The organism is Pseudomonas sp. CGJS7, assembly GCF_036961695.1.
In genome coordinates this window covers 34,514-57,537 of the sequence record NZ_JBAMDI010000067.1, presented here as the reverse complement: position 1 = coordinate 57,537, position 23,024 = coordinate 34,514, and the positions used below count along the sequence as shown (strand labels likewise).

At 66.5% G+C, this 23,024-nt stretch carries 19 protein-coding genes; 9 read left to right on the top strand and 10 right to left on the bottom strand.

Going from position 1 to position 23,024, the window contains the following annotated elements; translation table 11 throughout:
- The first annotated feature begins 137 nt into the window (after positions 1-137).
- The 4 genes from V7787_RS31420 to V7787_RS31405 all read left to right on the top strand — a co-directional run bounded on the left by V7787_RS31420 (position 138) and on the right by V7787_RS31405 (position 2,409).
- Positions 138-461 (top strand): hypothetical protein, encoded by a 324-nt coding sequence (locus V7787_RS31420; protein ID WP_336091339.1) that lies wholly within the window; start codon positions 138-140, stop codon positions 459-461.
- A 94-nt stretch (positions 462-555) separates the two neighbouring features.
- On the top strand, positions 556-1,236 hold the full coding sequence (locus tag V7787_RS31415; RefSeq protein WP_336091338.1) for a hypothetical protein: 681 nt from the start codon (positions 556-558) through the stop codon (positions 1,234-1,236).
- A 152-nt stretch (positions 1,237-1,388) separates the two neighbouring features.
- Positions 1,389-1,952, top strand: a complete 564-nt coding sequence (locus tag V7787_RS31410) for an SCO family protein (RefSeq protein WP_336091337.1) — start codon at positions 1,389-1,391, stop codon at positions 1,950-1,952.
- Positions 1,953-1,965: 13 nt separating this feature from the next.
- Entirely contained in the window at positions 1,966-2,409 is a 444-nt protein-coding gene (locus V7787_RS31405; protein ID WP_336091335.1) for a copper chaperone PCu(A)C, read from the top strand.
- 14 nt (positions 2,410-2,423) lie between these two features.
- Here the strand turns inward: V7787_RS31405 and V7787_RS31400 are convergent, their stop codons facing one another.
- Both V7787_RS31400 and V7787_RS31395 read right to left on the bottom strand, forming a co-directional pair.
- Positions 2,424-3,017: a response regulator transcription factor gene (locus tag V7787_RS31400; protein WP_336091333.1), complete on the bottom strand. Its 594-nt coding sequence runs from the start codon at positions 3,015-3,017 to the stop codon at positions 2,424-2,426.
- 201 nt (positions 3,018-3,218) lie between these two features.
- Positions 3,219-5,819 (bottom strand): glycoside hydrolase family 3 protein, encoded by a 2,601-nt coding sequence (locus V7787_RS31395; protein ID WP_336091331.1) that lies wholly within the window; start codon positions 5,817-5,819, stop codon positions 3,219-3,221.
- A 133-nt stretch (positions 5,820-5,952) separates the two neighbouring features.
- Between V7787_RS31395 and V7787_RS31390 the strand changes: the two genes are divergently transcribed.
- A complete protein-coding gene (locus tag V7787_RS31390) occupies positions 5,953-6,978 on the top strand; it encodes a LacI family DNA-binding transcriptional regulator (RefSeq protein WP_336091329.1) in 1,026 nt (341 codons plus the stop codon).
- 83 nt (positions 6,979-7,061) lie between these two features.
- Here V7787_RS31390 and V7787_RS31385 read toward each other — a convergent pair whose 3' ends face one another.
- From V7787_RS31385 to V7787_RS31375, 3 genes are all read right to left on the bottom strand, one after another.
- Entirely contained in the window at positions 7,062-8,627 is a 1,566-nt protein-coding gene (locus V7787_RS31385) for a sodium/sugar symporter (protein WP_336091328.1), read from the bottom strand.
- A gap of 318 nt (positions 8,628-8,945) precedes the next feature.
- Positions 8,946-11,603 carry a TonB-dependent receptor gene (locus V7787_RS31380; RefSeq protein ID WP_336091326.1) on the bottom strand — a complete coding sequence of 886 codons (2,658 nt, stop codon included), beginning with the start codon at positions 11,601-11,603 and terminating at the stop codon, positions 8,946-8,948.
- Between the two features lie 732 nt (positions 11,604-12,335).
- On the bottom strand, positions 12,336-13,733 hold the full coding sequence (locus V7787_RS31375) for a S8 family peptidase (RefSeq protein WP_336091325.1): 1,398 nt from the start codon (positions 13,731-13,733) through the stop codon (positions 12,336-12,338).
- A gap of 668 nt (positions 13,734-14,401) precedes the next feature.
- Here V7787_RS31375 and V7787_RS31370 point away from each other — a divergent pair.
- From V7787_RS31370 to V7787_RS31355, 4 genes are read left to right on the top strand one after another with little or no spacing between them, the layout of a single operon-like run.
- On the top strand, positions 14,402-15,223 hold the full coding sequence (locus tag V7787_RS31370; RefSeq protein ID WP_336091323.1) for a hypothetical protein: 822 nt from the start codon (positions 14,402-14,404) through the stop codon (positions 15,221-15,223).
- 16 nt (positions 15,224-15,239) lie between these two features.
- A complete protein-coding gene (locus V7787_RS31365) occupies positions 15,240-15,827 on the top strand; it encodes a hypothetical protein (protein WP_336091322.1) in 588 nt (195 codons plus the stop codon).
- On the top strand, positions 15,824-16,513 hold the full coding sequence (locus V7787_RS31360) for a M23 family metallopeptidase (protein ID WP_336091321.1): 690 nt from the start codon (positions 15,824-15,826) through the stop codon (positions 16,511-16,513). Before V7787_RS31365 ends, V7787_RS31360 begins: the two co-directional genes overlap by 4 nt.
- Positions 16,514-16,544: 31 nt before the next feature.
- Complete coding sequence (locus tag V7787_RS31355) at positions 16,545-17,840, top strand: caspase family protein (protein WP_336091319.1); 1,296 nt, start codon at positions 16,545-16,547, stop codon at positions 17,838-17,840.
- A gap of 211 nt (positions 17,841-18,051) precedes the next feature.
- On the opposite strand, the gene V7787_RS31350 is transcribed toward V7787_RS31355, so the two are convergent.
- The 5 genes from V7787_RS31350 to glnA all read right to left on the bottom strand — a co-directional run bounded on the left by V7787_RS31350 (position 18,052) and on the right by glnA (position 22,839).
- Positions 18,052-19,263, bottom strand: a complete 1,212-nt coding sequence (locus V7787_RS31350; RefSeq protein WP_336091340.1) for an ammonium transporter — start codon at positions 19,261-19,263, stop codon at positions 18,052-18,054.
- Between the two features lie 193 nt (positions 19,264-19,456).
- Positions 19,457-19,795: a P-II family nitrogen regulator gene (locus tag V7787_RS31345; protein ID WP_057941192.1), complete on the bottom strand. Its 339-nt coding sequence runs from the start codon at positions 19,793-19,795 to the stop codon at positions 19,457-19,459.
- 36 nt (positions 19,796-19,831) lie between these two features.
- Complete coding sequence (locus tag V7787_RS31340; protein WP_336091318.1) at positions 19,832-20,641, bottom strand: TorF family putative porin; 810 nt, start codon at positions 20,639-20,641, stop codon at positions 19,832-19,834.
- Between the two features lie 209 nt (positions 20,642-20,850).
- Positions 20,851-21,306 (bottom strand): GNAT family N-acetyltransferase, encoded by a 456-nt coding sequence (locus V7787_RS31335; protein ID WP_336091317.1) that lies wholly within the window; start codon positions 21,304-21,306, stop codon positions 20,851-20,853.
- Between the two features lie 123 nt (positions 21,307-21,429).
- Positions 21,430-22,839, bottom strand: coding sequence for a type I glutamate--ammonia ligase (glnA, locus tag V7787_RS31330; RefSeq protein WP_336091316.1), 1,410 nt, complete (start codon positions 22,837-22,839; stop codon positions 21,430-21,432).
- Positions 22,840-23,024: the final 185 nt, after the last annotated feature.

Below are 23,024 nucleotides of genomic sequence, written 5' to 3'. Positions count from 1 at the left end.
GCCGGGGCCGGCCTTGGCCGGTCCGGGGCCCTGAATGAACAGGGCTGGGCCGACCTAGGGTCACCCCGAGTTGGCCCTTTTGCCCCCGAGCGCTACATTGCGTCCATCCCCCCGACTTCACCCGCCACCCGCCCCGCATGAGCACCATCGGCCCCGACTCGCGCATCGACCGCACTGGCTTAGACAGCCAGGCCGCGCTCGAGAGCCTGCGCAGTCGCGAGCCGGCCGCTCAAGACCCGATCCAGCACAGCGCCGCGATCGCCCACGCCGTCCCGGCCTACGCGCCGCCCGCGGTCGATGCCGGCGAAACCGTGCTCAACGCCGATGCCTGGCAAGACGTTCCGGCCGGCGAGCGCCTGCTGGCCGGCGATGCCGGGCTGGAACGCGAACTCGGCAGCATGGACCTGTCGGCCGCCGCCGACCGCGGCACCGATGCGGTGCTGGATTCGCTGACCGCCTGAGCCGGACCCCGGCCGATCGATTCGACTCGATGAGCCGCGCACGATCGCGCTGGGCTAGGCTAGCGGCTTCTTCGCTGCCCTCCCGCGCCGTACCGTGAACGATGCCGCCCCCTCGCCCGAAGCCCTGCGCGCCGCAGCCGACCGGCTGATCTCGGCGCTGGCCGCGCACAGCGACCCGGAGTACCGGCTGACCGTGCTCAAGCGGGTGGTGCGGCGGCTCGGCGAGGACCGCTATCCCTTGTTCATCCGCCTGCTCGGCGTGGTCGCCGAGAGCGACGACGCGCGCGCCCAGCGTTTGCTTGCGGACACCTTCGGCACCGCGCTGCGGCGCATGGACCTGCCCGGCGGCGCGCTCAGCTCCTGGGGCGCCACCCGCCTGCCCGACGCCACCGGCCCGGTCGCGGTGAGCGCGCTGTCGGGGCATTTCTTCGGCGCCACCCCGCGCCGCCAGCTCGGCCCGGTGGAATACCTGACGGTCTGGCATTTGCAGCGCACCCAACGCACCGCCCTGGGCGCGGAGACCTTCCGCACCGCGTTGTCGCGGCTGATCGCCCTGCTCAACCGCAGCGAAGACGCGCGCACGCTGTACCCGCAGAAACTCGCCTCCGACGCGCAGAACGAACTCGAAGGCGCCTACACCCGCGCCACCCGCGAACGGCTGGCGGCGATCGCCGCGGCCTGGCGCGCCGGCCAATCGCCCGACGCGGTCGCGCAAGCGGCGTTGGACGCCGATCAATCGCCGCATCCCAGCGGTTGGGTGGTGCGCGACTTGTAAGTGCGCGTTGCGATGCGCTCGCTGAGCGCGTCCTGCGACACTGAGCCACATCCGCGCCGATCGCGTCGGTGCTGCAATGCAGGCCTTCCGCATCGATCAGGTGGGCCGTGCGCGATCATCCAAGTCTCATCGCCTCGCGTTCGCGTCGACGCGTGCTCGCCGGTCTCGGCGCGGCGGCATTGCTGTCGGCCTGCGGCCGCGACCGGCCGTTGTCGTTGCACGGCATCGATCTGAGCCGACGCAGCGGTTTCGGCAACGACTTCCGTCTGCTCGATCCGCAAGGACGCGAACGCACGCTGGCCGATTTCCACGGCAAGATCGTGCTGCTGTTCTTCGGCTTCACCCTGTGCCCGGACGTATGCCCGACCGCGCTGACCCGCGCGGTGCAGATCCGCAAGTTGCTGGGCGCCGACGGCGATCGGCTGCAGGTGCTGTTCGTGACCCTGGATCCCGAACGCGACACGCCGCAGGTGCTGCGCACTTACACCGAAGCCTTCGATCCCAGTTTCATCGGCCTGTCCGCCACGCCGCAGCGCATCGCCGAAACCGCCAAGGCCTTTCGCGTGGTCTACGCCAAGGTGCCGACCGGCTCGACCTACACCATCGACCACTCCGCGCTGAGCTACGTCTACGACGCCGGCGGCGCGCTGCGCATGGCCTTGCGGCATGAGCAAAGCGCGGCCGATTGCGTGCACGACATCCGTCAAATTCTGTGAGGGCGCTCTGCCGATGAACTACCGAATTCTCGCGCTCGCCGCGGTCGCCGCGTTGAGCCTGTCCGGCATCGCCCACGCTCAAGTCGCGATCCAGGAACCGTGGGTGCGCGGCACGGTGCCGCAACAAAAGGCCACTGGCGCATTTATGCGTTTGACCGCGGCGCGCGATCTGCGTCTGGTCGCGGCGCGCTCGCCGGTTGCCAACACCGCAGAAGTGCACGAGATGAAGATGCAGGGACAGATGATGCGCATGCGCCAGATCGCCGCGCTGGATCTGCCCAAGGACCGCGCGGTGGCGCTGGCGCCGGGCGGGTATCACATCATGCTGATCGATCTGAAGCAGCCGCTCGCCGCGGGGCAACAGGTCGCCATCACCTTGGTGTTCGAAGACGCCGCGGGCAAGCGCAGCGAGCAGACCGTGCAGGCGCCGGTGCGGGCGCTGGGCGCCGGACACTAGCGCGTGCGGCTCGGCTAGTCGCGGCCCAGGATCCGCTCGGGTCCGGGCCGCTTGCCCAGCTTGCGTTGCAGCGAACGCCGGTGCATGCCGAGCAGGCGCGCGGTCGCGGAAATATTGCCGCCGGTGTCGTTGAGCGCTTGCTGGATGTGTTCCCACTCCAATCGGCGCAGCGGCGTCATCGTGTCGGGCGCGTCGGTCGTGGTCGGGGTTTCGCCCGAGTCCAGGCCCAATGCGCCCAGGATCGCGGCGATGCTCGCCGGCTTGGGCAGGTAGTCGTCGGCGCCGCGCTTGATCGCGTCGACCGCGGTGGCGACGCTGGCGTAGCCGGTGACCAGGACGATGCGCATGTCCGCGTGCAGTTCGCGCAGCGGACGGATCAGTTGCAGGCCCGATTCGCTGCCCAGCTTGAGGTCGATCAAGGCGAAGGCCGGGACTTGGGCGAAGGCGTGATCGAGCGCTTCGCGCAGGTTGGCGGCGGTGCGCGCCTGGATGCCGCGGCGGGCCAGACTGCGTTGCAGGGTCACGGCGTAGGCCGCGTCGTCGTCGACGATCAGGCCGCCGGCACCGGTGCCGTGGAGAACGGCACGGGAAAAGGTCGTTGCGTTCATGCGCGGCATCCTAAACCCGGCGGCGCACGGGGGCAGTGCGGCAAACTGCCACAGGACAAACTGTCCAGGTTGTGATTTGGCGGGCTGCCCTCACCCCAACCCCTCTCCCGCAAGCGGGAGAGGGGCTAAGAGCAAGAGCAAGCTACGAGAGCCCCTCTCCCGCAAAGCGGGAGAGGGGTTGGGGTGAGGGCAAACGTCACCTCACTGCCGCTTGCAATCCACCACCTGCTCCGCATCGGTCCCATACGCCACCTCGTGCAAGGTGATCGACGTCCCCTTGCCCGCCTGCAGACCGAACGGCACCTCCAACTTGCCCATGTCCCCGCCGGCTGCGCGCACGCACTTGAGCGGCACGCCGATCCGCTGCCACTGCCCCTTCGGCAAACCGCGCAGAATCGCGCCGACCGGCAGCTTCGCCTCGCACTTGGGACCGCACCCGGCAAGCAAAGTCGCATCGCCCGCGCCGACCGCATCGACCTTCAGCGTAATCAGCAACTGCACATCGCCGTTGGTCTCGCGCACCAACTCCACCGGCGCGTCGGCGACCCACTCCACCCGAGCATCGCCCTTCCAATCCAGGCGCCACGCGTCTTCCTGCGCCTTGTAATCCACCGCGGCCACGCTGACCGCGCCGTCGGCCGTCGCCAGCGGCGGCTTGATCGCGTCCGCACGCTTGCCTTGCGAATCCACCCGCAACTTCCACCCGCGCGGCAACGCGCCGCGGCCGAGGAACTGCATCGAGCGCTGATCGATATCGGCCGTGCCCGGATCTTCGGCCAACACCCCGACCTTGCCGCCCTTGGCATAGCTCAGCCCGTAACCGAAGGCGAACTGCGGCGAATACTCCTTGTCGCCGACATTGACGATCTGCACCGCCGTGCGCGGCCACGAGTACGACAGCTTGCCCTTGAAGTCGTGGCCGATGCCGCCCTTGGCATCGCGCAGCAACACGTCGGCGATGCCGCCGCCTTCCGAGCCCGGCAACCACGCGGCGACGAACGCGTCGGAGGCGTTGATCTCGCGATTGACCCACAACGGCCGCCCCGACAGCAACACGCTCACCACCGCGATGCCCTCGGCCTTGAGCCGCTTGATCGTCTCCAGTTCGGGATTGCGCGTGGGCCGGAACGACAGCGTGCGCAGATCGCCCTGGAACTCGGCATACGGGTCTTCGCCGTAAACGAAGATCGCCACGTCCGGCTTGTTCTTGTAGCTGCCGTCGCGCGACAACTCCGCCTGCCCGCCGGCCGCCTCGATGCGCTCGCGCAAACCGCCCCAGATCGACTGCGCGTTGGGGAAATCGCTGGGCTTCAATCCGGTCCCCTGCCAGTTCAAGGTCCAGCCGCCGGATTGCTTGGCGATGTTGTCGGCGCCGTCGCCGAGCACCAACACTCGCTGCTTGGGCGATACCGGCAGCACGTTGTTGTCGTTCTTCAACAGCACCAGCGACTCGCGCACCGCCTGCCGGGCGATCGCGCGGTGCTCGGGGCTGCCGAGCAGTTCGAACTTGCCGCCGAGCGGGCGCTTGGACGGCGCGCCGGCTTCGAACAAGCCCAGGCGCAGCTTGACCCGCAGAATGCGCGTGACCGCATCGTCGAGCCGGGCCATCGAAATCTCGCCGCTGTTCACCTGCTTGAGCGCGTTGTCGTAATAGCCGCGCCAGCTGTCGGGCGCCATCAGCATGTCCACGCCGGCATTGAACGCCGCCGCGCAGTTGTCGTTGCTGCAACCGCTCAACTGGCCGTGCGCGTTCCAGTCGCCGACCACGAAGCCGTCAAAGCCCATGCGCTGCTTGAGCACGCCGGTCAGCAGATCGGCGTTGCCGTGCATCTTGCGTCCCTGCCAGCTGGAGAACGAGGCCATCACCGTCTGCGCGCCGGCCTTCAACGCCGGCGGGTAACCGGCGCCGTGGATGTCGCGCAGTTCGTCCTCGCCGATCTTGGCATCGCCCTGGTCGCGGCCCTCAAAGGTGCCGCCATCGGCGAGGAAGTGCTTGGCCGAGGCGATCACGTGCGCGCCGTCGAGGAATTGCTTACTGCCGACCTTGCCCTGCAGGCCTTCGATCGCCGCAGCGGCGTAGCTCACCACCACCCGCGGGTCTTCCGAATAGCCTTCGTAGGTGCGGCCCCAGCGATCGTCGCGCGGCACCGTCAGGGTCGGCGCGAAGGTCCACTCCATGCCGGTGGCGCGCACCTCGGCCGCGGTGGCCGCGCCGATCTTGCGGATCAACTCGGGATTGCGGGTCGCGCCCAGGCCGATGTTGTGCGGGAACAGCGTCGCGCCGATCAGATTGTTGTGCCCGTGCACCGCGTCGATGCCGAAGATGATCGGCACGGCCACCTTGCCGTCGCTGTCGTCCATCGAGGCGTTGTAGAACTTGTCGGCGATGTCCAGCCAGTCCTGCGGCGGCGCGGCGTAATTGCCGCCCGGCTCGGAGATGCCGCCGGGCTCGGAATTGCCGCCGGCCAGGACCGAGCCGATGTGGTACTTGCGCACATCTTCGGGCGTGGCGCTGTTGATGTCGGCCTGGACGATCTGGCCGACCTTCTCTTCCACGCTCATCTTGGCCAGCAGTTGGGCGATGCGTTTTTCCAGTGCGGCATCGCGCGGAATCGGCGGGGTCATGGCCGGCCAATGCGCCGGATCGATGCTCGCCGCCGGCGCGGGCGCGCCGTCGGCGGCGAACGCCGGAGCGGTCGAAAGGGCCAGCGCGAGGGCGAAAACCAGATGCCGGCGGCGCGGATTCGCCGGCTGGATCGAGGCAATCGCCCCGCGCGCGCCTGCGCTAGACTCTGCGTTCATGCAATGCTCCTGTGGTCTGAAAGGTCATGCGCGGCTTGGGTGTGACTAAACCCAAGGCCGAGCGAAACGGATGAGTATGGGCCGCGCGTTCTGGCAAAATGCGCGCAACACGCGGTAAAGGAAACGACCGGTTATGCGGGTTCGCATCGAAGATGTGGCGGAAGCGGCGGGCGTGTCGATGAAGACCGTCTCGCGCGTGCTCAACCAAGAGCCCAACGTCAGCGAGGACACGCGCAAGCGCGTGGAGGCCGCCGCGCGCAAGCTGCAGTACCGGCCCAATCCCTCCGCGCGCAGCCTGGCCGGACAGCGCTCGTTCCTGGTCGCGCTGCTGTACGACAACCCGTCCAGCAACTACCTGATGGAAGTGCAGGCCGGCATGCTCGATGCCTGCATCGCCCAGCACTACAACCTGATGCTCGGGCCGGTCACCTACAGCGACCGCAAGTTCCTGGCCAATGTCGACGAAATCATCCAGCACTCGCGCGCCGACGGCCTGGTGCTGACGCCGCCGCTGACCGACCACCCCGGGCTGATGAAGCGGCTGGGCCAGCTCGGCATTCCCTACGCCAACATCTCGCCCAAGCTGCGCACCGGCCGCATCGGCGTGGTCCTGGACGAAGAGCGCGCGGTGCGCGAGATGATGGCGCACCTGGTGTCGCTGGGGCATCGCCGCATCGCCCACATCAAGGGCCATCCCGAGCACGGCGCCAGCCAGTGGCGCTTGAACGGCTACCGCGACGGCCTGGCCGCGGCCGGCATCGAGTTCGATCCGGAGCTGGTGGTGGAAGGCGATTTCCACTACGACACCGGCGCGATCTGCGCCCAGCGCCTGCTGCTGATGGACAACCCGCCGACCGCGATCTTCGCCGCCAACGACGACATGGCCGCCGGCACCATCCGCACCGCCAGCGAAATGGGCTTGTCGATTCCCGGCGACGTGTCGGTGTGCGGCTTCGACGACACCCCGATCTCGCGCCAGATCTATCCGCCGCTGACCACCGTGCGCCAGCCCACCCGCGAGATGGGACGGCTGGCCACCAACGAGCTGTTCAAGCGGATCAAGACGCCCGACAGCGGCCAGATGATCACCGCCGGTTACGAGCTGCAGCTGCGCCAATCCACCGGCCCGGTCGGCAAGGGCCGCTCGCGCCGGCGCTGAGCGCCGGCATTCGCCCGGCCCCGGCGGCAGCAACGCCGCCGGGTCAGCGTTGAGGCAAGCTCGCGCGGCGCGCGCCCGATCGCTCACCAGAACAACGCGTACAGCGCGATCAGAATCGCCAGCACGGCGACCGCGGCGACGTTGAACGAAGGCGCGGTGGCGTAACTGACGCCGTCGTTGCGGATACGGTCGCTGCCGCTGGCGGTGCGCGTGGCCAGCGACACGATCACCAGCAGCGCGGCCGAGATCAGGAACACCAGACCGATCCGGTTGACGAACGGCAGCTCGGTCCACAGGTACTTCTTGAACAGCAGCGACAGCACGAACGAACCGATCGCCGCGGTCAGCGCGCCGGCTTCGTTGGCGCGCTTCCAGAACAGCCCGAACAGGAAGATCACCACGATCCCGGGGGTGAAGAATCCGGTGTATTCCTGGATGTACTGGAAGCCCTGATCGAAGTTGCCCAGCAATGGCCGCGCGGTCAGGATCGCGATGACGATCGACACCGCCGCGGTGATGCGTCCGACCCGCACCAACTGCCGCTCCGACGCCTGCGGCCGGTACTTGGCGTAGAAATCCAGGGTGAAGATGGTCGCCACCGAGTTGATCTTGGACGCCAGCGAAGCGACGATCGCCGCGACCAGCGCCGCGAACACCAAACCGAGCACGCCGCTGGGCAGCAATTCCATCATCGCCGGATACGCGTCGTCGGAGCGCTTCAGGCCCGGCGCCAGCATCACCGCGGCGATGCCCGGCAGCACCACGATGATCGGCAGGATGATCTTCAGCCCGGCCGCGAACACGATGCCCTTCTGCGCTTCGCGCAAATCCTTGGCGGCGAGCGCGCGCTGGATGATGTATTGGTTGAAGCCCCAATAGCTGACGTGGGCGACCCACAGACCGCCGAGCAGCACGCCGATGCCGGGCAAGTCCTTGTAGTGCGGATTGTCCGGCGACAGGATCATCTTGAAGTGATCCGGATGGGTGGCCATCAATTTCTGGAAACCTGCGATCGCCCCGGCGCCGTCGCCGATCTTGCTCAAGGTCAGCCCGGCCACCAACAAGCCGCCGAGCACCAACAAAGTCACCTGCACGATGTCGGTCAGCGCGACCGCCTTCAGGCCGCCGTACAACTGATAGGCCAGCGCGAACGCGCCCAGCAGGGTCAAGGCCAGCATCTGGTCCATGCCGGTGACCTGCGCCACCGCCAGCGAACCCAGCCAAACGATCGAGGTCAGGTTCACGAACACGTACAGGCCCAGCCAGAACACCGCCATCAAGGTGCGGATGCGGTTGCCGTACCGCTCCTCCAGGAACTGCGGCATGGTGTAGATGCCGTTGCGCAGGAACACCGGCAGGAAGAACTTGCCGACCACCAGCAGCGTGGCCGCGGCCATCCATTCATAGGACGCGATCGCCAGACCCAGCGCGTAGCCCGAACCGGACATGCCGATGATCTGCTCGGCGGAGATGTTGGCCGCGATCAACGACGCGCCGATCGCCCACCACGGCAGCGCCTTGCTGGCGAGGAAGTAGTCCTTCGCGGTTTTTTCGTGCCCGGCCTTTTCGCGCGACACCCATTGCGCGAGGGCGAAGACGCCGGCGAGGTAGATCAGGACGATCAGGGTGTCGAGCAGTGGGAGTTTCATGCGGTCCTGTGGTTGTTGTTCGTAGTTTCCAGTTGCGCCGCTACTTTGGGTCCGTCATTCCCGCGAAAGCGGGCTCCGCTTTACTTCGGCGGAGCCGAACATCCAGCGACTTCAAATGTTCTCGCACGAAAGGCCCTGGATTCCCGCCTTCGCGGGAATGACGGACTGGGAAATACGCGGTATTGCGCAGTACATCACTGAAGAGCCCACTTCACTCGCCCCGCCCCCCCACCTCACAAACACCCCGCCGCTCCGACCCGCGCACCGTGGGGTATGCGCGGAACCGGAACGGCGAGGCAGGGACGCCGCGATGCATCGTCAGAAATTCCAGCGCACGCGCACGCCGTAGCTGCGCGCGTCGTTGAGGAAGCGGGTGTTCACGCCCGAACCCACCAGCGCCTTCTGCGACACGTCCTTGTTGGTCAAGTTGCTGCCCCACACCTCAAAGCGCCAGGCACCGTCCAGGGTGGTGAAACCGGCGCCGGCATTGACCTGGGTGAAACCCTTCTGCTTGTCCGGAAACCCGGCCACGGCCGCGTTCTCGACCCGCGCCACCGCGCCGGAGGCGTCGCGCAGGAAGGTCACGTCGCGGTCGTTGTACTGGGTCAGGAAGAACGAAGAACGGTAGGCGCCGAGAATCTGCCAGTCGAAACTGCCGCGGCTGAACTCGATCGCCTGCTGCAAGCGCGCGTTGAAGGTGAACTCCGAGGACAGCGGCAACTCGTTGCCGGTCAGGTCGATCTGCGAGGTGATGCCGCCGTTGCCGTAATCCTGGCTGCGCACGTCGGCGACCACGCCGCGCTTGATTTCGGTCTTCAAATACAGCGCATTGAGATCCAGGGTGAAGCCGCCGCCGAACCGCAGCCGGCTTTCGGCCTCGATGCCGTACAGCTCGGACTTGCCGACGTTGCGGTTGACCAGGGCGAAACCGTTCGGCTTGCCTTCCGGGTCGAACGCGATCGTGGTCAGGTCCTGAAACACCTGATCCTGGTAGTCGTAATAGAAGCCGCTGACGTTGAAGGTGGAGGTGCGGCCGAAGAATTCGAACGAGTTCTTCGAACCGATCTCCAACGCGGTCAGCTCCTCGGGCTTGTAGGTTTCCGGGATCACGTTGACGTTGAAGCTGTCGTTGAAACCGCCGGCCTTGTGGCCGGTGGAGACGGTCGCGTACAGCAGATTTCGGTCGCTCAGGTCGTACTCGAAACCCAAGCGCCAATCGAGGAAATCGAAGGCGCTGGAGCCGTGCTGCTCGGACGGAATGCCGAGCACGATGAAGCTGTGCTGGCCGTTGGCCGGGCAGTTGACGGTGTTGCCGCCGATGTCGGGACGGTCGATGCAGGTGCCGTTCGGGCGGCTGCCGTCGACGATGCCTTGCAGCTGCTGCTGCAGGGTGTCGCGCGCGCCGGCGCGGACGATGCCTTCCAGCAGGTAACGCGCCTTGTCGGCGTCGGTGACCAGGCCGGTGGTGTGGAAGCTGGGCCGGTTCAACAGCGTCGGCACGAAGCCCTCGGTGCCCAACCGGGTCTGGAACACGCCGCCGTCGCCGCCCAGGCCGATGGTCCAGTTGCCGCCGATGCCGTCGCGCGATTTGCGCTCATCGGTGTAGCGCAAGCCGCCCTTGAACCGCAGACGCTCGTTGACGTCGAAAGTGCCGTCGCCGAACACCGCCCAGGACTTGCCGTCCACGTCGGGCATGGTGAACTCGGTGCCCGAATAGAACGCGCCCTTGTCGGCCAGGGCCATGAAGCCGACTTGCTGCTTCTCGTGGAAGTAGAAACCGCCGGTGGTCCAGCGGAAACGCGCGTCGTCGTCGGAGGACAGACGCAGCTCGTGGGTCTGCGCTTGCGAACGCGCTTGCAGGTAATTGGTGCCGAAGTTGTCGTAGTCGATGCCGCCCCAGGCCTGCAGCTCGCCGGCCGGGCGTTCGCGCAGATCGCGACCCGGCCAGGTGTTGCCTTCGGCGGCGGCGTTGATCTGGAAGTAATCGACGTCGCGGTAGCTGCCGTTGTACTCCAGGTTCACTCCGCCGAAGTCGTAGCGGACCGTGCCCTGGAAGCCCCACAGCTTGTTGTCGACCTTGCCCTGCACGCCCTTGTAGATCACCGAGCGCATGTCGATGTCTTCCGGCTTGAACCCGGCCTTGGCCGCGTCGAACACACCGGCGCCCGGGTAACCGGTGCCCAGTTCGCGGCCGACATCGAGCATGGCGAACACCGACAGTTTGTCGTCGGGTTCGTACAGCAACGACAAGCGTCCGGCGGTGTCGTCTTGAATGCCGGCCGGCTTGAGGTGCTGCCACGCGCCGACGTTCTTGAAACCGGCTTCCTTCTCGACGTGGTAGCCGGCGAAGCGCAGCGCCGCGTACTCGCCGAGCGGGAAATTCAGCGCGGTTTCGTAGCCCTTCTGCTCGCGATTGCCGACCTCGCCCTGCACGTAACCGCTGAACGCGCCGCCGAGTTCGGGCCGCTTGGTCACGATATTGAGCGTGCCGGCCAGCGCGTTGCGGCCGCGCAGCGTGCCTTGCGGGCCTTTGTTGATCTCGACCCGTTCCAGGTCGTAGAACATCGCGCCCAGACCGCGCGGACGCGGGATGTAGGCGCCGTTGACGTGCGGCGCCGCGCCGGGATCGCCGAGCTCGGTGTTGTTGGACGAACCCACGCCGCGGATGAAGACCTCAGTCGCACCCTCTTGATTGGCGATGCTCAGGCCCGGCACCGCGACCTGCATCTGGCGCAGTTCGTTGTTGATGCCCAGGCCGCGCAGATCGTCCTGCGACAAAGCCTGGGCGGTGCCGGCGTATTTCTGCAGGCTCTGCTCGCGGCGCTCGACGGTGACGATCACCGAGTCCAGATCGGTGGCCTCCTTGTCCGACTCGCGCGCCGGCGCGGGCGCAGCGTCCTGGGCGGCGGCGTTGCCGAGCATCAACGCGGCGAAGATGGCGAAGCTCAGGCGCGAGCCAGGATTACGCACGGTCATCGGTACACCTCTCCCCGGAGTCGGCTTCGGAGCCGATCGTGTTTTTGCGGCGTGGGCGGATCCGGCGCGGACGCCCCCTGCGGAGCCGCGCGGCAATGCGAAAAGGCTTGTAACTCGCCTATGACAGCGCTGTCAACAAAACGGTCACGATGCGGCGATGCAGCATGGTTGCGGGCGATAACCGTTGTCCTGGCGCGGCGTGTACGCCTGTCCCGTGGTTGCGTGATCTCAATCACGCGGGTGGCCTGTTCATGCGCGGCGTTGCGGCCGCGGGTGCGTTGGGCGGGGAGGCGGAGTAAGACCAAAGTCGCGTGCGCGCATGTGGTTGTGCGAGCGCGCAAGGATTCCTGTTTGTGTGTGGATCGCGCTGGAGATGGCGCAATGCATCACGGCGATTGCGCTCGCCGCATTTCGCTAAAGCCCCTCTCCCACTCTTGAACCCCTCTCCCGCAGGCGGGAGAGGGAACGCCTCGCTTGAGCCCCTCTCCCGTTCACGGGAGAGGGGTTGGGGTGAGGGCAACACGATCGCGAAACATTTCAAGCAAGAGCATTCGCGCCTGCGGCGCTCATCCCCTCACCCTAGCCCTCTCCCGCGCCCCGAAGGAAGTCACCTTGGGTGGCAAGCGGGAGAGGGAACACATCTGTCGCCCTGCTTGAATCCCTCTCCCGCAAGCGGGAGAGGGAACTGTTCCCGCGAGCGGGAAAAGAAAGTGCCGCGTCGCGGGAACGCACTCAAGGCGTAGCGTCGGTCGCCTTGTCCGCATTGACGATGCCCGACCCGATCGCCGGGTTCTGCACCGACGGGAACGGCGTGATGTTCGCCGCGGCCTTGATGATCGCCTCGGCCTGCGCCGGCGTGCGATCGACGCCCGGCTTGGACTGCATCAACGCCACCACGCCCGCCACGAACGGCGCCGCCATCGACGTGCCGCTGTAGTTCGCATAGCTCGCCGCGCCCGGCACCGTGGTCCCGGCGTTGAGCGTCGACAGGATGCTCTGCCCCGGCGCCGCCACGTCCACCAACGGGCCCCAGTTGGAGAAGCTGGCGCGCACGCCGGCCGAAGTGGTCGCGCCGACGTTGATCACGTTGGCGCAGCTGGCCGGCTGGAAGCCGGACGCGTTGGCGTTGCTGTTGCCCGCCGCCACCACCACCGTCACCCCGCGCGACACCGCGCCGTTGATCGCGGTCTGGAAGGTCGAGCTGCACGCGCCGCCGCCGCCCAGGCTCATGTTGATCACCGTGGCCTTGTTGGCGCCGACCGCCGGCACGCCGGCGACGGTGCCGCCCGAGGCCCAGGTGATCGCATCGGCGATATCGACCAGACTGCCGCCGCAGGCGCCGAGCACGCGCGCGGTCAGCACCTTGGCCTTGAACGCGGTGCCGGCGACGCCGACCGCGTTGTTGGTCACCGCCGCGGCGATGCCGGTGACGTGGGTGCCGTGCCAGCTGGAGTTGGTGGCCGGACGACCCGCGCCGCATTGGCCGGCGGTGGTCCAGTCGCCCTGATCGGCCGGATTGGCGTCGCGCGCATTGCCGTCGCGCGCGGCGGCGGCGCTGCTGATGAAGTCGTAGCCCTGCGGCGAGGTCAGATTGGCGGCCAGATCCGGATGGCTGGTGATGCCTGTGTCGATCACCGCGATGATCTTGCCCTGGCCCTGATAGGTGTTGTCCCAGGCGGTGTTGGCGCGGATGCCCCAGGTGCCGTTCAAGCCGAATTGCGAGGGATAGCTCGGGTCGTTCGGCGTCAAGGCCGGATAGAACATCGAGTTGGGCTCGATGTAGGCCACATCCGGATTGGCCGCGATCTGCTGCATCAACGTAGTCGCTTCGACCACGTCCAGCGGACGGCTGACTTCGATCAACTCACCGCCGGTGGACACCGAGCGCACGTGCTTGATGGTCAAATCCTTCTGACCTAGCGTGCGCACCGCGCTGTCGAGTTGGCGCTGCAGATCCAGGCCTTTGGCCAGACCCGACTTGTAGGCGACGATGAAACCGGCGACCGGTTGCTCCGGATCCAGACTGGTCAGATTGACCCGATCGGCGGCGAACGCCGGGACGATGGCCAGGACCGATACGGTGGCGGCCGCCAGCGCTTGCAGGCGGAAATACTGGGATGGCTGAGACATTGCGAAACTCCGTGAGGTTTCGTTGAGCCGCACAGTGCGGCGGAACCGTCCTGGTCCCTCTCGCGATCAAGCTTGCGGTTGCAGATGACGCGGGCTTACGCGAGTGCGTCCGGACGTGTCTGCGGGCAGCGCTAATGCCCGCGTTACGCAGCCTATGCAGGAATATTTATTCGGCAACGGCTAACTCGCCGCGCGTCACAGCCGATTCGTTGATATCGATCATGGATCGCGCATCGCCCGCCCGGTCGCCGGCGACGCTCGCGCGCCGGCCGCCAAGCGTCTGAATTCTGAACTGCGATGCGCTGCGCGAAACGCCTGCGCACGCGCAAATCGCGGTAAACGATTACCCAACCCACAGTGGCATGGCCGATATCCAATCTTCGCGCGCGCTCGGATCCCGCGCCGGATCAAGGCCCGCGGCCCGTGCGCGCGAGCCGACGAACGGCGTTGTTCGCCTGTCCGGGCCGCGCCGATCAAAACGTTGATTGCTAGTGAACCGCGACGCGCACGCCGCGCCGCGAAGCGATGGAGATCGACGCTAGGAGCCAGGCACCGACCCGAACCCGACCCACCCGCGACGCGCCGCTACCGCGCGACCGGGCTACGGCCGCGCGCGCTTCACACCCGCGCCCGCAGAACGTTTCGCCGGTAAGTCATCAGGAGGCGCGATGAAACGACTGCTCTGCTCGCTGTTGCTTTGCGTCTGCCTGCCGGCGAGCGCGGCCGAGGCCATGCAACCGGTGGTCGACCCGGTGATCGACGCGGTCTTCAAATCGCTGGCGCAGCGCTACCGTTACAACCTGGTCAGCATGCCCGACGACAGCAACGCGCAGATCGGCAAGGTCTATTACGTGACCGAGCCGGCCTGCGCCTCGGCGCTGACCCGGATGGCCGAAACCGGCGCGGCGATGCAGGTGTTCGAAGCCTTGAGCCTGCGCGAGGACGAAGTGCCCGCCAGCGCCGCGCGCACCCAGTGGACTTCGATCCGTTTCGCTTCGGTCCTGAGCAAGGGCGCCACCGGCGAACTGTTCGCGCGTCTGCCCGAGCGCAAGGGCGAAATCAAACTGGCGCTGGAAGCCCTGCAACGCACCAACGCGCAGGTGCAGTTCGGCATCCGCCAGGTCGGATCGGTGTCGATCAAGCGGGCGATGGATAAAGAACTGCGCCGGCAGCAAGTCGTCGGCCCGGCCGATCTGGGCAACGACGCACGCGGCGCGATCGCGCCGCACGCCGAGCTGGTGCTGCAGAAATTCGAATACGACAAGCAAGGCGCGAGCGGCCGCAAGGGCAGCGTGCTGCTCGGCTTCATGGAACTGTTCGGCGCGCGCCTGGACGCGTCGAAGAATGTGCAGCACGCCTACGGTTATCAGCTGCCGACGTATTCGATCCTGGCGTTCAAGCCGGTGACCGCCTTGTTCGAACCGGGCGCCTGCCAGCGTCAAGCCGGCGACAAAGACGACCGGAACCCCGCGCCAGCCCACGCGCCATGACTTTCGAGCGACGATCATGATGCTCCGCGTTCGGCCCCATCGACTCATCGCCACCGCGCTGCCGTGCGCCCTGGCGCTCGCGCCGCTATGCGCGCAGGCGCAATCGATCCAGCGCGAGAGCGCCGCCATCGATTGGCCGACCGCGCAACAGCAAATGCGCGACGCCGCCGAGCGCGATAAGCCCGCGGTCGAAGGGCTGCGCTCCAGTCCCACGCTGCAGGAAACCCTGGACCGCGTCTCGCTGCCGGTGTTGGTGCCCGGCACCGGCCCGGTGCGCGCCGCGCCGGCGGTGATCGAACAAGGCACCGCCTACGCCGCCGACTACCCGCTCGACGGCGCCGATCTGGTCGTGCTCGGCTCGGCCTCGGCGCTTGCGCTGCCGCCCGACAGCGCCATGGCGAAACTGCTCGCCGAGTCCGGGCCGCCGCCGCAGTACCAGTTCGAAGCCTACGAGTACGGCGCCGATCTGAGCTTCATCCGTTACGGCGCCTCGTATGTGCTGCGCGTGGCGTGCGAGCAAGCTGAGGATCCGCGCTGCGATCGCGACGAATTCTTGCGCAAGGTGGCCGAGAGTCTCATCGCCGTGGGAGGCAAGCCGCGATGAAATTCCTTACTTTGGTAGGGCTGTGCCTGTGCTCGTTGGCGGCCGCGGCCCAACAAACGCCGAGCTTCTCGCCACCCGGCGAACTCGAACCCGGTTCCGGCCGCGGCGTGGCCGATCCGACCGTGTACCTGCGCGACATCCGCTTTCCGATCGAGAAGCCGCCGGCGTTCCTCAATTCGCAGGTCTATCGCAAGGGCGGCTCGCACGCGCCTCCGCCCGGCGGCAGCCAGTGCGATGCGGCCAACTACAGCTATCCGTGGCGCGACAACTTCTGCGAGAAACGCGACTGGGGCATGCCGCTGTGTCCGGCGGGAAAGGGTCATCAAGGCCAGGACATCCGTCCGGCGACTTGCAAGGCCGGCCTGCACTGGGCGGTGGCTGCGGACAGCGGAAAGATCGTCCAGGTCGGCAAGTACAGCGTGACCCTGCAAACCCCGAGCGGCACCGTTTACCGCTACCTGCACCTGGACATGGACAACCTGGCGGTGCGGCGCGGCGACGCGGTGCAACGCGGCGCCCGCATCGGCAAGGTATCGAACGATTTCGGCGGAGCGTCGACCACCATCCACCTGCATTTCGACATCAAGGACAGCGTCCGCATCGACGGAGTCAGCCGGGTGGTGTTCGTTCCGCCCTACAGCAGCCTGCGCGCCGCCTATCAACGCCTGCTTGCGCCGCCGCCCTGAGGCGACGGCGTTCATCGATGAGGATCGTGTCATGCGCCTGATGCTCGCATCGCTGCTGATCGCCGCCGTCGCGGCCTTCGGCGCGCCCTCGCCCGCGCACGCCGGCAAGCTGTCGGTGCCCTCGACCCAGGGCGAGGTCGAGGTCTACGGCTCCAGCCGCGCGCTGGTCATCGGCCAGTCGCGCTACCGCACCTGGTCGCCGCTGGAAACCGTGCCGGAGGAAACCCAGGCGCTGCGCGAGGCGTTGTTGCGGCAGGGTTTCGATCAGGTCGATTTGCTCAACGATCTGGAAGGCGAAGAACTGGGCAAACGCATCCGCGCGTTTCTCTATCAGGAGGTTCCGCTCAACACCCGGCTGCTGTTGTTCGTCGCCTCGCACGGCTACACCGATCGGCGCTTCACCGGCTTTCTGGTTCCCGTCGACAGCCCGGCGGCCGGCGAAGCGGGATTCATCGATCAATTGGTCAGCCTGGAAGACATCTCCAACTGGTCCAAGCAATCGCCGGCCAAGCACGTGATGATGGTGTTCGACAGTTGTTTTTCCGGCGCGGTGTTTCTGACCCGATCGAACCTGAAGCCCGGCGAGTTGTTCCTCAGCAACGCCGACAAGGCCGTGCGCCAGTTCATCAGTTCCGGCAGCGCCTCCGATCAGGTGCCCGCGCGCAGCGACTTCGTGGTCAAGTTCATCGAGGGCATCGGCGGAGCCGCCGACACCTATCCCGACGGCATCGTCACCGGCAACGAGCTGGGCTACTGGCTCAAGGCCGAAATCACTCAGTTGGGCAAACAGACGCCGCAATACGGTTCCTCGACCTTGCGCGAGTTCCAGCAGGGCGATGTGTTGTTCAAGCCCAGCGGCGTCGCCACCGCGGTTCGCATCCGCTACAAGTCCTCCGAAACCGGCGGCACCCGCGGCGCGCAGGCGCAGTTGCTGGGTGAACCCGATCGGCCCGAGATGGCGATGTTCCGTGGTATCGACGTCACCTACTATCAGAAGGTCGCCGACGGAGCGACCATCCACGAAGCGCTCAGCAAGAGCGGCATTCCGTACCGCAAGACCCGCGCGCAGTTGCCCGAGAGCTTGAACACCAACGCCATCGCGTGCGGCCCGGATACGCCGGTCGAGGCGATTCGCGCGTTGGCCACTTCGCTGGTCGATGGCGGCGTGGTGCTGCAGGCGATTATTCCGTTTCAGAAGCACAAGAAGCCGCTGAAGATGGAAGTGTTGACCACTACTTGGAACCGCGGCCCCGGCCTGCGGGTGTGGAACGATACCGGCATCAGCCGCGAACAGATCGCGGCGCTGAAGGCGTGTCCGTCTGCGTAAGCGCGGTTGCAGCCTCCCCCTCTCCCGCCGCTAAAGCCCCTCTCCCGCTCGCGGGAGAGGGGTTGGGGTGAGGGCACGCCTGCCGAGAAACTTTCAAGCACCAGCATTCGCGCCTATGGCGCTCACCCCCTCACCCCAGCCCTCTCCCGCAAGCGGGAGAGGGAGCCATTCGCCGCGGCTCCTTCCCGCACACGGGAGAGGGTTTCGCTCATCAGCTCTCGTAAGCCGACTCACCATGCGTAGTGATATCCAAGCCTTCGCGCTCAGCCTCCTCAGCCACCCGCAAGCCCACCAGCGGCCTGACGATAGCGAAGGCGACCACCGACACCACGCCGGACCACACCACAGTCACGCCCACACCCAACGCCTGCACGCCAAGCTGCGCGGCGATACCGTCGTTGCCCGCACCGAAACCGAAGCCACCCAGCGCCGGCGCACTGAACACCGCGGTCAGCAACGCACCGACGATCCCGCCCAGGCCGTGCACACCGAACACGTCGAGCGCATCGTCCGCGCGCAACAAGCGCTTGAGCCCATGCACGCCCCACACGCACACCGCGCCGGAAATCGCGCCGATGGCGATCGCGCCGAACGGACCGACCGTCCCGCAAGCCGGAGTGATCGCCACCAATCCGGCGACCACGCCCGAAGCGCCGCCCAGCATCGACGACTTGCCCTTGATGACCTTCTCCACCAGACTCCACGCCAACGCCGCCGCCGCGGTTGCCAACAAGGTGTTGAGGAAAGCCAGAGCCGCGCCCGCGGTCGCTTCCAGGTTGGAACCGGCGTTGAAGCCGAACCAGCCCACCCACAGCAGCGACGCGCCGATCATGGTGAAGGCGACGTTGTGCGGCTTGATCGCCTCGCGCCCGTAGCCCACGCGCTTGCCGACGAAGTAGGCGCCGACCAGACCGGCGACGCCGGCGTTGATGTGCACCACCGTGCCGCCGGCGAAGTCGATCGCGCCCTTGGCGAACAAGAACCCGTCCGGCCCGTACCAGACCATGTGCGCGATCGGCAGATAGGCGAAGGTGAACCAGATCGCCGAGAACAACAGCACCGCGGCGAATTTGATCCGCTCGGCGAACGCGCCGACGATCAAGGCGCCGGTGATGCCGGCGAAGGTCGACTGGAACGCGATGAACACGTACTCGGGCAAGGCCACGCCGGCGCTGAACGTCGCCGCCAGCGATTCCTTGTTCACGCCCTTGAGGAACAGCTTGTCCAGATTGCCGATGAACGCGTTGCCGCCGTTGAAGGCCAGCGAGTAACCGTAAGTCACCCACAGCAACACGATCAGCGAGAACACCGCCAGCACCTGCATCAGCACCGACAGCACGTTCTTGGAGCGCACCAGGCCGCCGTAGAACAGCGCCAGTCCGGGCACCGTCATCAGCAATACCAGCAAGGTCGAGGTCAGCATCCAGGCGACGTCGCCTTTATCCACCACCGGTTGCGCGGCCGCGGCGGCCGCGGCGGCTTCTTGCGCCTGGGCCGGGGCGATCGCCAGCAGCGCCGCCGGCAGCGCGCTCCAGGCCAGGGTTCGCAGCGCCCGCTCGCGCGAGCGGGGGTCGAGCATGGTTTCGTACTTCATCATCGTCTCTCGCAGGCTGGGGTCAGAGGGCGTCGTCGTCGAGTTCGCCGGTGCGGATGCGCACCGCGCTTTCCACCGGCAGGACCAGGATCTTTCCGTCGCCGACCTTGCCGGTGCGCGCGGCGTTCTGGATCGCTTCCAGGGCGGCGTCGAGCAGGCTCTCGGGCACCGCGCATTCGATCTTGAGCTTGGGCAGGAAATCGACGACGTACTCGGCCCCGCGGTACAACTCGGTGTGGCCCTTCTGGCGGCCGAAGCCTTTGACTTCGGTGACGGTGATGCCCGATACGCCGACTTCGGTCAGCGCTTCGCGGACCTCGTCGAGCTTGAACGGACGGATGATGGCGGTGATCAGTTTCATGTCGCGGCTCCGCGGTGTGGATGGATGCGCGCGGCGTCAGAACGCCTTGCTTACCGTCAGGGTGAAGGCGCTGTCGGCCAGGAAGTTGTTGTGGGCGTTGGTGTAGAGCGCCTTCTCGGCATCGGTGTCGCTGTAGGCGGCGGCGACCGAAAAGCCGTTGTCGAAACTCTTGGTGACGCCGAGTTTCCAGTCGGTGTATTCGAAGGCCTCGTTGTTCTTGATCCACTGCTTGCCGCCGTGCAGGTTCAACACCCAGCCGGGCTGGAAGGTCCAGTTGAGGTTGAGGTCGAGATAGCCGCTGCCATCGGAATCGGCGTAACCGAACAGATCGGTGACCGCGTGCGAGTACTTCAGGCCCACCGACACCGTTTCGCTCGGCGCCAAGGTGCCGCCGAGGTAGATCTCGGTGGTGTTGGGGCTGTTGAAGCCGGACGGATAGTCGCCGGGGTAGTAGTAGGTCAGCACGCCGACGTCGTAAGAGAAAATCTCGCCGGCCTTGCCGCGATAGCCCAGATAGCCGTCGAGTTCCAGACTGCTGGAGATCTCGTCGCCGACCACCACCGTGTCCGACAACCAGCTGATGTTGCTTCCCCAGGCGCCGACGTAGAACCCGTTGTCGTGCGCGTATTCGATACCGCCTTGCAGAGCCGGCTCCTGATTGGTCTGCGAGACCCCGCGGAACAGGTAGTCCGAGGTCAGACTGATCGAGCCCGTGGTTCCGGCGCGCGCCTGGGTGGCCGCGAGCGCGGCGCAGGCGAGCGCGATGGCGAGCGTCGCCTTGGCGACGGCATGGGCGTGGGCCGCGTAGGCGGCGTTGATGCTTTCAGTCTTGAGATGAGACGACATGACGCAGGCTCCTCATAAGCGGTGGCCCCTCCCCGGTCATTGGCGATGTGCGCTCGGTGGGTGTTGCTGCTGGCGGAGCGTTTCGTCGCCGCTCGCGCTGTTTTCGGGAACAAGCCGCCCCGCGGCGGGCTTGGCCCGTCGTTCGCGTCCTCAAGGTTGTGGGTGGAAAACGAAAACGGCCCGGGGCGTGCGCCTCGGGCCGTGGATGGTTACAACGCCTTGCTCATGAACACGCTGTTGGGATCGTCGCGATACTCGGCGAAGGGCCCGCAGTAGCTGAAGCCGTAACGCGCGTACAAGCTGCGCGCCGGCTCGAATCCTTCCATCGAGCCGGTTTCCAGACTCAAGCGCCGATAACGCCGGCGCCCGGCCTCTTCGATCAGATGGGTCAGCATTCTCGCCGCCACGCCGCGTCGGCGGTGCGCGCTGGCGGTGCGCATCGACTTGATTTCGGCGTGGCCGTCGTCGAGTTGCTTGAGCGCGCCGCAGCCGAGCAGGTCCTCGCCGTCCCAGGCGCTGAAGAAACTGATCTCCGGGCGTTTGAGCCCGTCCAGATCGAGCGCATGGATGCTTTCCGGCGGCGACAGCTCGGCCATGCCTTGCAGATGCTCGCGCAGCAGCGCGATCACTTCGGGTCGGTCGAGTTCGCCAAGTCGGATCTGCATCGTTGCATCGCTCCTGCACAGGCAACAGCACGCCGGCGGGCGACGGCCGCGGCCGTCGTCCGGTTCGACACTTGTCGTTTCGTTTGCGCGACGCGCCCTAAGGCGCGCCGCGCGGGTGCCGCATCAGATCGCGTAGTACAGCTGGTATTCCAGCGGGTGGGTCGCCGCGCGGAACTTGGTCACTTCCTGCATCTTCAGCGCGATGTAGCCGTCGATGAAGTCGTCGGTGAACACGCCGCCGGCCTTGAGGAAGTCGCGGTCCTTGTCCAGCGCTTCCAGGGCCTGGTCGAGCGAGTGGCACACGGTCGGGATGCCCTTCTCTTCTTCCGGCGGCAGATCGTAGAGATCCTTGTCGCTCGGCGCGCCCGGATCGATCTGGTTCTTGATGCCGTCAAGGCCCGCCATCATCAGCGCGGCGAAGGTCAGGTAACCGGACTGGATCGGATCGGGGAAGCGCATTTCGATGCGGCGCGCCTTCGGGTTGGCCACGTACGGAATGCGGCAGCTCGCCGAACGGTTGCGCGCCGAGTACGCCAGCATCACCGGCGCCTCGTAGCCCGGGACCAGACGCTTGTAGCTGTTGGTGCCGGAGTTGGTGAAGGCGTTGATCGCGCGCGCGTGCTTGAACACGCCGCCGATGTACCACAGCGCCATCTGCGACAGGCCGCCGTAGCCGTCGCCGGAGAACAGGTTGACCCCGCCCTTGGCGAAGGACTGGTGCACGTGCATGCCGCTGCCGTTGTCGCCGACGATCGGCTTGGGCATGAAGGTCGCGGTCTTGCCGTTGCGGTGGGCGACGTTCTTGATGATGTACTTCATCGTCAACAGCTCGTCGGCCTTGGCCACCAGCGAGTTGAACTTGGTGCCGATCTCGCACTGGCCGGCGTTGGCGACTTCGTGGTGGTGCACTTCCACTTCGATGCCGACCTGTTCCAGGGTCTTGCACATCTCGGCGCGGATGTCGTGCAGCGAGTCGAGCGGGGCGACCGGGAAATAGCCGCCCTTCACGCCCGGACGGTAACCGCTGTTGCCGCCTTCGTATTCCTTGCCCGAGTTCCACGCGGCTTCTTCCGAATCGATGTGGAAGAAGGTGTGGCCCATCTCATTGGCGTAACGGACCGAGTCGAAGATGAAGAATTCCGGTTCCGGACCGAAGAACGCCTGGTCGGCGACGCCGCTGGACTTCAGGTAAGCCTCGGCGCGCTTGGCCACGCCGCGCGGATCGCGCGAGTAGGCCTGCATGGTCGCCGGGTCGAGGATGTCGCAGGTCAGCACGATGGTCGGATCGGCGGTGAACGGATCCAGGTACGCGGTCGACGGGTCGGGCAGCAGGATCATGTCCGACTCGTTGATGCCCTTCCAGCCGCTGATCGAGGAGCCGTCGAACATCTTGCCGTCTTCGAACAGCGAAGGCTCGACGATCGACTTGGGGAAGGTCACGTGGTGCTGGACGCCACGCATGTCGGTGAAACGCAGATCGATGAATTCGACCTTGTGATCCTTGACGAGCTTTTCGACGTGTTCGAGGGACATGGGCTGGATCCGGGATTAGGGGTTGGGGATTCGTGCAAAACGAGGGCGCTGGAGCCGTCTGGGAATAGTTATAGCAAGCGGCGTGCCAAGCGTTCCTGGCGCGTAACAATCTGATTTGAAAGGGCGAAATTCATCCCAGATCGACCCAATGAACCAATTAGGTGCAGATGAAACCGGCAACGCAC